9 protein-coding genes and 1 pseudogene are annotated in these 10,845 nt (G+C 72.1%); 1 reads left to right on the top strand and 9 read right to left on the bottom strand.

The features are described from left to right. The 9 genes and pseudogenes from ABZ371_RS22225 to ABZ371_RS22185 form a co-directional block, all read right to left on the bottom strand. On the bottom strand, positions 1-985 hold a 985-nt coding region (locus ABZ371_RS22225; protein WP_358682431.1), incomplete at its 3' end, for a Gfo/Idh/MocA family oxidoreductase. After that, positions 982-1,899 (bottom strand): carbohydrate ABC transporter permease, encoded by a 918-nt coding sequence (locus ABZ371_RS22220; protein WP_358682428.1) that lies wholly within the window; start codon positions 1,897-1,899, stop codon positions 982-984. The genes ABZ371_RS22220 and ABZ371_RS22225, both read right to left, overlap by 4 nt. After that, complete coding sequence (locus ABZ371_RS22215; protein ID WP_358682426.1) at positions 1,896-2,831, bottom strand: sugar ABC transporter permease; 936 nt, start codon at positions 2,829-2,831, stop codon at positions 1,896-1,898. Before ABZ371_RS22215 ends, ABZ371_RS22220 begins: the two co-directional genes overlap by 4 nt. A 195-nt stretch (positions 2,832-3,026) precedes the next feature. Next, on the bottom strand, positions 3,027-4,766 hold the full coding sequence (gene araD / locus ABZ371_RS22210) for an L-arabinonate dehydratase (protein WP_358682423.1): 1,740 nt from the start codon (positions 4,764-4,766) through the stop codon (positions 3,027-3,029). Continuing rightward, positions 4,763-5,665 carry a dihydrodipicolinate synthase family protein gene (locus ABZ371_RS22205; RefSeq protein ID WP_358682434.1) on the bottom strand — a complete coding sequence of 301 codons (903 nt, stop codon included), beginning with the start codon at positions 5,663-5,665 and terminating at the stop codon, positions 4,763-4,765. Before ABZ371_RS22205 ends, araD begins: the two co-directional genes overlap by 4 nt. Before the next feature lie 50 nt (positions 5,666-5,715). Beyond that, positions 5,716-6,372: a GntR family transcriptional regulator gene (locus tag ABZ371_RS22200; protein WP_358682420.1), complete on the bottom strand. Its 657-nt coding sequence runs from the start codon at positions 6,370-6,372 to the stop codon at positions 5,716-5,718. A 592-nt stretch (positions 6,373-6,964) separates the two neighbouring features. After that, a pseudogene (locus ABZ371_RS22195) lies at positions 6,965-7,228 on the bottom strand (Tn3 family transposase); the annotation flags it as partial. A 277-nt stretch (positions 7,229-7,505) separates the two neighbouring features. Further along, a complete protein-coding gene (locus ABZ371_RS22190; protein WP_358682417.1) occupies positions 7,506-8,687 on the bottom strand; it encodes a hypothetical protein in 1,182 nt (393 codons plus the stop codon). Beyond that, the gene (locus tag ABZ371_RS22185; RefSeq protein ID WP_358682414.1) at positions 8,684-9,649 is read right to left on the bottom strand and encodes a 5-dehydro-4-deoxyglucarate dehydratase; all 966 of its coding nucleotides are present in this window, start codon (positions 9,647-9,649) and stop codon (positions 8,684-8,686) included. The genes ABZ371_RS22190 and ABZ371_RS22185 overlap by 4 nt, the downstream gene beginning before the upstream one ends. A gap of 368 nt (positions 9,650-10,017) precedes the next feature. Between ABZ371_RS22185 and ABZ371_RS22180 the strand changes: the two genes are divergently transcribed. Beyond that, a complete protein-coding gene (locus tag ABZ371_RS22180) occupies positions 10,018-10,827 on the top strand; it encodes an NAD(P)-dependent oxidoreductase (protein ID WP_358682411.1) in 810 nt (269 codons plus the stop codon). Positions 10,828-10,845: the final 18 nt, after the last annotated feature.

Here is a 10,845-nt window from a genome sequence, read left to right as displayed (position 1 = left end):
GCATGAACGCCCCGGTGCGGTGCGGCGGCACGAGGAGGGGGGTGCCGTCGACGAGGTGCCCGACGAGGTTCTCCAGGAGGTCGGTCCGCCCGTGCACGGCCTCCTCCGGCCCGTGCCCGGCCCGCTGGACGAGCACGCGGTCCTGCTTGTACCAGAAGGTGATGCGGCCCCGGTCGCCGTGCACGACGACGTAGGGTTCGCCCGCCCGCTCGGCGCAGAGGGTGACGGCGACGGTGACCGGCGGCCCGTCGGTGGTGGTGACGCGGACGCAGCTGGTGTCGTCGGCCTCGATGTCGTGGGCGCGGAAGAGCTCGGTCTCGATGGACGCCACGTCCTCGGCCGTCCCCCGGTCGGCGAGTTCGAGTGCGGTGGCGACGGCGTGCGCCAGCGGGTTGGTGAGCACCCCGTCGACGACGTCGGTGCCGCCGAGCCGGCGCCGCCCGGCCCAGGGCGCCCGCCGGAAGTAGGCGTCGTCGCGGACCCAGGCGCCGGCGGCGCCGATGCCGCGTACCGTGCCGACGGCCCCCGCGCGCACCAGTTCCCTGACGGCGGGCACGGCGTGCGAGCCGAAGGACTGGAAGCCGATCTGGCAGGCGACGCCCGCCTCCCGTACGCCGTCGGCCATGCGGGCGTAGTCGGCCCAGGTCGCCGCCGGCGGCTTCTCCAGGAGGAGGTGGACCCCGCGGGCGGCGGCGGCCAGGACGAGCCCGGTGTGGGTGGGTATGGGGGTGCAGATGATGGCGGCGCGGGCGCCGGTGGAGTCCAGGAGGGCGCCGAAGTCGGCGGACTGCTGGGGCATCTCGCCGGCGAACGCTTCCAGTTCCCCGTCCGTCAGCGGGTTCAGCTCGCACACCCCGACGAGCCGGACGAGGCCCTGGTGCTGGAGGCGCCGGACGTTGGCCAGGTGCCATCTTCCGTGCCCCCGGGCGCCCGCGAGGACGAGCGGGACGGGTGTGGTGGTGGCGTGTGTCGGCATGCGGGTCATCCCTTCACGGCGCCGGCGCTGAAGCCGGTGATGAGCCACTTCTGGATGAAGGCGAAGACGATCACCACGGGCACGGCGGCGATGACACCGCCCGCGGCCAGCGCCCCCAGGTCGACGCTGTCCGCGCCGATCAGGGTGTTGAGGCCGACGGGGATCGTCTGCTTGTCCTGCTCGCTGAGGAACATCAGGGCGAACAGGAAGTGGTTCCAGCTGTGGACGAAGGCGAAGGAGCCGACGGCGATCAGCCCGGGGCGCAGCAGCGGCAGGACGACGGCGCAGAAGGCCTTGAAGCGCGAGCAGCCGTCCACCCAGGCGGCCTCCTCCAGGGAGACCGGCACGTTCTTGATGAAGCCGCTGATCAGGATGATCGACAGGGGGAGCTGGAAGACGGTCTCCGCGATGACGACGCTGCCCAGCGAGTTGATCATCTGGAGGTTCTTGAAGATCTCGAACAGCGGTACGAGCATCAGCGCGCCCGGGATGAACTGCGAGCAGAGCAGGGCCAGCATGAAGGCGCCCTTGATCCTGAAGTCGAACCGGGCCAGGGCGTATCCGCCGGCCAGCGCGACCAGGGTGGTGGCGATCAGCGTGCAGATGCCGACGATCATGCTGTTCTGGAAGAAGACGGCGAAGCTCCGCTCGTTCCAGACCTTGGAGAAGTGCGCCCCCGTCATCGGCCACGGCACCAGCGAGGTTGAGCCGGCGGGCCGGACGGCGAAGAGGAACATCCAGTAGAACGGGATGAGCGTGAAGACGAGGTAGACGCCGAGCGGCACGTAGATCTGCCAGCGCGGTACGTCGTCGAAGGCGCGCTCGCGCTTGGCGCGGCGGTGTGTGGCGGGCGGCGGGCCGTCCTGCCGTATGGACGGACCCGGGGTGCGGGCACCGTTCTTCTCCGTGAGTGCGGCGGTCACTTCTCGCCTCCGAACTTGCTCAGGCGCAGGTAGACGATCGAGCAGAAGAGGAGGATCACGAAGGCGACGGTGGTGAGCGCGGAGGCGTAACCGAAGTCGTGGCCCTCGATGCCCGTGTTGGCGACGTAGAGGGGCAGGGTGGTGGTCTCCCCGGCGGGACCGCCGCCCGTGAGGGTGTAGAGGAGGTCGACGTTGTTGAACTCCCAGACACCGCGCAGCAGTGTGGCCAGGATGATCGCGTCCCGCAGGTGGGGCAGCGTGATGTGGAAGAACTGCCGCAGCCGGCCGGCGCCGTCGACCGAGGCCGCCTCGTACAGCTCCTTGGAGACGGACTGGAGGTCGGCGAGGATGAGGATGGCGAAGAAGGGGACGCCCCGCCAGAGTTCGGAGACGGTCGCCGCCCAGAAGACGGTCCCGGTGTCGGAGAGCACCGAGGTGCCGTACTCGCCGATGCCGGCGTCCGCGAGATAGCGGCTGAAGCCGGTCGAGGAGTTGTAGAGCAGGATCCAGATGGTGCTGGTGAGCACGCCGGAGACGGCCCAGGGGGAGAAGACCATGGCCCGGGAGATGCCCCGGCCGACGAAGGTCTGGTTGACGATCAGGGCGAGCGCCAGACCGAGCGCGAGCTGGAGGCTGACCTGGGTGACGACCCACTGGGCGCTGAAGCCGAGGGTCGACCAGAACTGGTCGTCCTCGGTGAAGATCCGGGTGAAGTTGTCGAGACCCGCGAAGCCGTTCCGCCACGGCTTGGTGACGTTGTAGTTCTGAAGGCTGTAGTAGAAGACGCTGATCACCGGGTAGGCGATGAAGCCCAGCATCAGCAGGCCCGCGGGGGCTATCAGCAGATACGGCAGGCGGCGGGGGGTCGCCGAGCGGCGCCCGGGCGCTTTCGCCTTGGGCGGCGGTGTGGCCACGGCTGCGGATTGGGCCATGACGCGTCTCCGATCTCTGGGAGGTGCTGTGCGGTGCTGGAGGAGCTGTGCGGTGCTTGGGTGCTGGGGGTGTGCGCGGTGCTGGCGGTGCTTGCGGTGCTGGAGGTGCCGTGCGGTCGGTGCATGGTGCAAGCGCTTACCGCATGCCGTTCGGGATACCGGACGGGTGGGCGCGCCGAATACTGTCCGCCCGGTTCAGCCCGCGTACGGGTCGGGCACGTCCCCCTGCCGGGCCAGGAACGCGAAGTCGCATCCGGTGTCGGCCTGGGTGATCTGGTCCTGGTACAGGGCCCCGTAGCCACGGCCGTAGCGGGCGGGCGGCTCGGTCCACCCGGCCCGGCGCGACTCCATCTCCTCGTCGGAGACGTCGAGGTGGAGCAGCCGCGCCTCGACGTCCAGGGTGATCAGGTCGCCGGTGCGTACCAGCGCGAGCGGACCGCCGACGAACGACTCGGGCGCGACGTGCAGCACGCACGCCCCGTAGCTGGTGCCGCTCATCCTGGCGTCGGAGATCCGGACCATGTCCCGGACGCCCTGCTTCAGGAGGTAGTCGGGGATGGGCAGCATGCCGTACTCGGGCATCCCGGGGCCGCCCTTCGGGCCGGCGTTGCGCAGCACCAGCACGTGCTCCGGGGTGAGGGCCAGAGCGGGGTCGTTGATGGTCCGCTGCATCTCCTTGTAGTCGTCGAAGACGACCGCGGGCCCGGTGTGGCGCAGCAGGTGCGGCTCGGCGGCGATGTGCTTGATGACCGCGCCGTCGGGGCACAGGTTGCCGCGCAGCACCGCCACGCCGCCCTCCTCGGCCAGGGGGTTGTCCCGCTCGCGGATGACGTCGTCGTCGTGCACCAGTGCCCCGTCGAGCTGTTCGCGCATCGTGCTGTGCGTGACGGTGGGACGGTCCAGGTGCAGGACGTCGGTGAGCCGGGCCAGGAAGCCGGGCAGCCCGCCGGCGAAGTGGAAGTCCTCCATGAGGTACCTGCCGCCGGGGCGGAGGTTGGCGAGGACCGGGACGGTACGGGCGACGCGGTCGAAGTCGTCCAGGGTGAGCTTCACCCCGGAGCGGCCGGCCATGGCGATCAGGTGGATGACGGCGTTGGTGGAGCCGCCCAGCGCCAGGACGGTGGCGACGGCGTCCTCGTACGCGTCGGCGGTGAGGATCTGCGACAACGTCATTTGCTGCCACACCAGTTCGACGATCCGGAGCCCGGACTGCGCCGCCATGCGATCGTGGCCGGAGTCCACGGCCGGGATGGACGAGGCACCCGGCACCGTGACGCCGAGCGCCTCGGCGGCCGCCGTGAGGGTCGAGGCCGTGCCCATGGTCATGCAGTGGCCCGGGGAGCGGGCGAGCCCGTTCTCCAGCTCGGCCATCTCGCAGTCGCCGATGAGTCCGGCCCGCTTGTCGTCCCAGTACTTCCACATGTCCGTGCCGGAGCCGAGGACCTCGTTGCGCCAGTGGCCCGGCAGCATCGGCCCGGCGGGCACGAACACGGTCGGCAGGTCGACGGAGGCGGCGCCCATGAGGAGTGCGGGCGTCGACTTGTCGCAGCCGCCCAGCAGCACGGCGCCGTCGACGGGGTAGGAGCGGAGCAGCTCCTCCGTCTCCATGGCGAGCATGTTGCGGTAGAGCATCGGGGTCGGCTTCTGGAATGTCTCCGAGAGCGTGGAGACGGGGAACTCGAGCGGGAAACCGCCCGCCTGCCACACACCGCGCTTGACCGCCTGCGCGCGGTCGCGCAGGTGGACGTGGCAGGGGTTGATGTCCGACCACGTGTTGAGGATCGCGATGACCGGCTTGCCCAGGTGCTCCTCGGGGAGGTAACCGAGCTGGCGGGTCCGGGCGCGGTGGCTGAAGGAGCGCAGCCCGTCCGTGCCGTACCACTGGTGGCTGCGCAGCTCCTCGGGAGCGATGCGACCGCCCGTGTCGCCGGTCATATCGACCACCCGGCGACCAGGCCGGCGACCTCGGCGCGCTGCGCCTCGGGCAGCACCCGGCTCGGCGCGCGCACGTCCCGTCGGCAGAGCCCGAGCGCGGCCAGGGCCTCCTTGACGACCGTCACGTTGTTCGCGGACTGCCGGTCGGCGCGCAGGTCCTCGAAGCGGCGGATCTGGTCCCACACCTTCATCGCCGCGGCGTAGTCACCGGCCCGCAGGGCCTCCAGCATGCCGAGCGACACTCCGGGGGCGACGTTGACGAGGCCGGAGGTGAAGCCGGTGGCGCCGGTGGCGAAGTAGGAGGGGGCGTACAGCTCGGCGAGGCCGGCGATCCAGACGAAGCGGTCCAGGCCGGCGTCACGGGCGAAGGCCGCGAAGCGCGCGGCGTCCGGTACCGCGTACTTGACGCCGATGACGTTGGGGCAGCTGTCGGCGAGTTCGGCGAGCCGTTCGCCGGCGAGCAGCGGATTGCGGATGTAGGGCACGACCCCGAGCTCGGGGACGGCCTCGGCGATGGCCCGGTGGTAGTCGATCCAGCCTTCCTGGGAGACGTACGGGTGCACGGGCTGGTGCACCATCACCATCTCGGCACCGGCGTCCCTGGCGTGCTCGGCGGCGGCCACCGCGGTCGGTACGTCGTGCCCGACGCCCACCAGGACGGTGGCCCGGCCGGCCGTCTCGTCGACGGTCAGCTCGGTGACCGTGCGCCGCTCGTCGGGGGTCAGCGCGTAGAACTCCCCGGTGTTGCCGTTCGGGGTGACGATGCGGACGCCGCCGTCGAGCAGCCGTCGCAGCAGGGCGCGGTGGGCGGCGGTGTCCATGCCGCCGTCCTCGGCGAACGGGGTCACCGGGATCGCCACGACGTCTGCGAGGGCCGCCTTGAGCGGGGAGAGGTCCATGCGGACTGGCCTTTCGTCGAGGTGCTGGTCGTGCGGGTCCAGCGGGTGCTTCACGCCGTGTCACCCCCGTCTTCGTCGTCGGGGAACGCGCGGCGTACGAAGGATGCGATGTGGTCGTGCAGAGCCCCGGCGGCGGCGGCCGCGTCGTCGGCCAGCGCGAGCCGCAGGATCTCCCTGTGCTCGGCCGCCTCCCGCTCCCAGGAGGGGATGGTCGCCCAGGCCACGGTCGAGACGAGGGCGGCCTGATCACGGATCTCGTCGAGCATCCGGGCCAGCAGCGGGTTGCCGCACGGAAGGTAGAGGGCCCGGTGGAAGTCCCGGTTGGCCAGTGACCTGTCGGCCTTGTCGATCGCCGAGTCGGCCCGCTCCAGCGCCTCCTGGGCCGCCTCCAGGGAGGCCCTGCGGGTGATGGAGCGGCGCAGCGCCTCCGGCTCCAGGAGCAGGCGTACGTCGTACACCTCGCGGGCCATGGTCGCGTCGACCAGCCGCACGGTGGCGCCCTTGTACTGGCTCATGACCACCAGGCCCGTGCCCGCGAGGGTCTTCAGGGCCTCGCGCACCGGAGTCTTCGAGACCCCGAACTGCGCCGCGAGCTCCGTCTCGACGAGCGCCTGTCCCGGTCTCAGCTGCGCGGTGAGGATGGCGTGCTTGATCGCCTCCAGCACGTACTGGGTCCGGGACGGAATCGGGGCAGGCGCAAAGGTCATGGGTGAAGGGCTCTCGCATCTCGCGTATCGCGTCTCATATATGACGTACGAAGTACGACGCGATGAAGCTAGAGCGGCCGCGAATGTTTCGTCAACGCTTCTGGCAGAAGAATGTTCGGGACCCGCCGGGGCGGTTCGCCGGAGCACGCCGGGATGCTGACACCTCCTCACCTGTCGGCGGGTGGCCCATGAGGTGGCGCCTCCGCCGGAAGGGCGCAGGTCACGGCAGGTGCGGGAGGACGGGTCTCCGTGCCCGCGAGCGAGGCGGGACGGCGCGATGCCGGGCCCGGCCGACCGGGCTCCGTATCCGGTTCGATACCTCCGGGACCGGGCTGACCGCGGTCATCCGGGGCGGGGCGCCACCGGCGCGGACGGCGTCGAGGGCCGTGCCGGTGTCCACGACGGGGCAGGCACGCGCAGCTGGGGGGCGGGGCGTCACGGGGCAGCCGCGTCATCGCGCAGGTGCCCCGCGGCGCGGGCCCGTCCAGGCGCCAGGCGCCCTGCCGACCTGGTCGCGGTGGAGGACGTCGAGCACGTCGAGGATGTGGCCGGTGCCACGGACGAGGCGGCACATCTCGGAGATGTGCACGGTGTCCCGCAGCGGGCGAAGGGCGCCATCGGCCGAGGTCGAGGCGGTGAAGCTGTAGCGGCCGAGCAGGTTCAGGTTGCGGTGCTTGAGCGGGGAGAGCCGGGCGACGTCCTCCCCGCGGATCTCGTGACCCTCGGCCTGGAGCCGGGCGGCGGCGGCGTCGATGTACCGGGTGGTCCGGAGCATGACGGCGTCGAGGACCAGGCCGAGCGCGCCGAGCCGGTCCTCCATCCCGTCGCGGTACGCCTGGTGGATGGTGCCGCGCTTTCGGTCACCGAGCGCGCCGGGCTTGTCGACGTTCAGCTTCGCCCGCCCGTCCCGCACCTCGATGGACACCTTCGCCGCCAGCCCCGCCTCTTCCAGCCGTTCGGCGAGCTGCTTCCACCCGGCGTCCAGGCCGCGCACCAGCTCCACCGGGTGCTCGGTCACGGGCATGTCAAGGCTCAGCCCGGCCGGCACGTCCTCCTCGACCGCAGGCCGGAAGCAGGAGCAGGCCGGACCCGGGAGCGGGCCGGACCGGCGGGCGTCCGCCGGTCCGGTCCCGTCACCGGTTGATGCGTGAGAGCGCGCCGGCGACCGCCTCCAGGTCAGGCCCGGAGGCCAGTCCCGCGTGGTACAGGCGCAGTTCGCCCGCGCCGAGGGCGCGGGCGTGCGCGGCGTCGCGTTCCAGCGTGGCGGGGCTGCCGCCCATCCCCGTCACCACGTTGAAGTTGGCGGCCAGCACGCCGGTCAGCCCGGCGAACGGCCCGAGCACCGCCTCGCGCGCCGCCTCGCCACCGGTGCAGGGCAGCACCGCGCCGTCCGCCGTGGACAGCAGGTGCGCGGGGTCCACGCCGACGTTCGCGCCGGTGCGGTAGGACGCCGGGTCGGCGTGCAGCAGGACCTGGAAGTCCGGGCCGGGTGCCGCGCTCCGCACCGCCGCGACGGCCGCCTCCTGCAGCTCCCGGGCCACCGCGTCCCGCCACCGGCGGGAGGCGTCGGCCAGGCCGGCGCCGAGCAGCTCGCCCACACCGGACCAGCCGGCCGCGACTGTGCCGGACCCGGCCCAGACGGGCTCCAGGGCGCGGCGCACGGCGGCGGCCAGCTCGTCGGCGTCGAGCCCGGTCCCGGCGTACCCGGCGCGGCAGTCGGGGCAGAAGCAGAGCGACATCAGGTACTGCGCCGCGTCCCCGAGGCCGACGCCCGCCGTCTTGTCGTGGGCGTGCAGGTGCGCGAAGCCGTACCAGCCGCACGACTCCAGCTCGGTGCCCAGCGCCCCGGGCCGTACGGCGGCCTCCGCCGCGAGGTCCACGAGGTACGCCCGGACCTCAGGCCGCGCGATGCAGGGCGCCCACGGGTAGCGGTCGCCGTAGGCGTTGACGACGGAGGTGTCCGGGTGTTCGGCCCCCAGGCGGGAGTTGTGGGCGAGGACCACCCAGGAGTGCACCTGGAGGCCCGCACCGGCCAGGGCTTCGGCCGCCTCGGCGTACGGATCGTCCCCGGACACCCAGGTCTGCTCGTACGGGCGGAGCCGGCGGCCCGCCCAGCGGGCGGGGTCCGGCGGGTAGAGGACCGCCGCGTGTTCGGCGGTGACGACGCGGCGGTCCGGGTGGCGGGGGGTCAGGGCCCGGGTGGAGTGGTACGCGGAGGCGAGGGTGACCTGCTGGACGCCCAGGTCCACGAGCCGGGCGGCCGCGTGCGGGTCCCCGACGACGTCCCAGGGATAGAGGAAGGCGGAGGTCTTCACCCCTGCTCCTCCTGCCCGGAGCCGTGCTTCTCCAGCAGCGCGCGGCCGTTCGCGATGATCCCGGCCAGCTCCTCGACGTGCGCGGCCGGCGGCTCGGTCAGCGGGGTGCGCACGGGGCCGACGTCGAGTCCTTCGAGCCGGACGGCCGCCTTCACGAGGGAGACGGCGTAACCGCGGCCCTTCGCCCGCAGCTCGACGAGCGGCCGGTAGAAGTGGTCGAGCAGCGCGTTGACCAGGTCGTCGTCGCCGGAGTCCAGGGCGCGGTAGAACGCCAGGGCGATGTCGGGGGCGAAGGCGAAGACGGCCGACGAGTAGAGCGTGACCCCGATGCCCCGGTAGGCGAGGCCCGTGAGCTCGGCGGTGGGCAGCCCGTTGAAGTAGAGGAAGTCCCGGCCGGGCATTCCGGACCGCACGGCGCTGACGATGCGCTGCATCAGGTCGAGGTCGCCGACGCCGTCCTTGAGGCCGATGACGCCGGGTGTCCGGGCGAGGGCGAGGACGGTCTCGGGCGTGAAGACGGCGTTGTCGCGCTGGTAGACGATCGTTTCCAGGCCGGTGGCCCCGGCCAGCGCGGTGTAGTGGGCGAGCAGCCCTTCCTGCCCCGCGACGACGAGGTACGGGGGCATGGCGAGGAGCCCGTCCGCACCCGCCTCCGCGGCGAGCTTCGCGTAGTGGACCGCGAGGGCGGTGCCGTATCCGGCTCCCGCCACCACGGGCACCTGTCCGGCGGTCTCCTCGACGGCGGCGGCGACGACCAGCCGGAACTCCTCCGGGGCCAGCGCGTGGAACTCGCCCGTGCCGCAGCAGGCGAAGACCGCCGCCGCACCGGAGTCGATGCCCGTGCGCACGTGGGCGCGGAAGGCGTCGAGGTCGACGGCGCCGTCGGGCCCGAAGGCGGTGACGGGGAAGAAGAGCGGCCCGGCGACATCGGTGAGTCGGGCGGCAAGGGCGGCTGAGGTCACGGGCGCTCCCGGAGCGGATTCAGATGTGCACAAGTCTGATCGTCGTCCATATTCATGAACGCGTCCACGCTAGCCAGCCACGCGGCCCGGGTCAAGACGAGGAACGCCGGCCGGAGGTCGGTCAGTCCGGTCGCGACCGCACTTGACGCGATCCACCGAGACTTCTTAGCTTGTCCATGCATGTGAATGCTTTCCATGGGCTTGGCGCTTTCGGTGACGCGTCGGACGGTGGTGCCACACCCTCGTGGCGCGCGCCGGGCCGCCCGCAGGCGGAATCCCGCTCCGCACGGCCCGCTCCACCCCGCCACCTCACCACCGCACCACCGCGCCGCCCGCCACACCCCGCGCCCGCACCGAGGAGATCCCGTATGCCCGCTCCCCGCACCGTCCTGCTCACCGGCGCCGCCGGCGGCCTCGGCACCCTGATGCGGGGGCTGCTGCCCGCGTACGGCTACGAGCTCCGCCTCTTCGACGTCGCGCCCGTCGAGGGCGCTCCGGACGCGGTCACCGCCGACCTCTGCGACAAGGACGCCCTTCGGGAAGCCGTGAGGGGCGTCGACGCGATCATCCACCTCGCGGGCATCTCCCTGGAGTCCTCGTTCGACAAGATCCTGCGCGCGAACATCGAGGGCACGTACAACCTCTACGAGGCCGCCCGCCAGGAGGGCGTCCGGCGCGTCGTGTTCGCCTCGTCCAACCACGCCATCGGGTACACCCCCCGCCCGATGCCCGGCGACCCGCTGATCCCGATCGGGACCGCCCGCCGCCCCGACACGTTCTACGGCCTGTCGAAGTCCTTCGGCGAGGACCTCGCCCAGTTCTACTGGGACAAGCACGGCGTGGAGACCGTCTCGGTGCGCATCGGCTCCTGCTTCGCCGAACCGACGTCCGTGCGGATGCTGTCCGTCTGGATGAGCCCCGGCGACGGCGCCCGCCTCTTCCACGCCGCGCTGACGGCCCAGGACGTGCGCCACACCGTGGTCTACGGCTCCTCCGCCAACACCCGCCTGTGGTGGGACCTGACGACGGCCCGCGCCCTCGGCTACGAACCGCGGGACGACTCCGAGCAGTACGCGGACAAGCTCGTCGCCGAGCACGGCGAACTGGACCCGGAGAACCCGGACCACGCCCACATCGGCGGCCACTTCGTCACCGACCCGCCGATCTGGCCGTACTGAGACCCGGCCGGGCCCGGC

The sequence above is a fragment of the Streptomyces sp. NPDC005899 genome (genome assembly GCF_040629645.1).
Lineage (GTDB): Bacteria > Actinomycetota > Actinomycetes > Streptomycetales > Streptomycetaceae > Streptomyces.
Note: the sequence above shows the minus strand (reverse complement) of the source record. Positions and strands in the feature narration are given on the sequence as shown.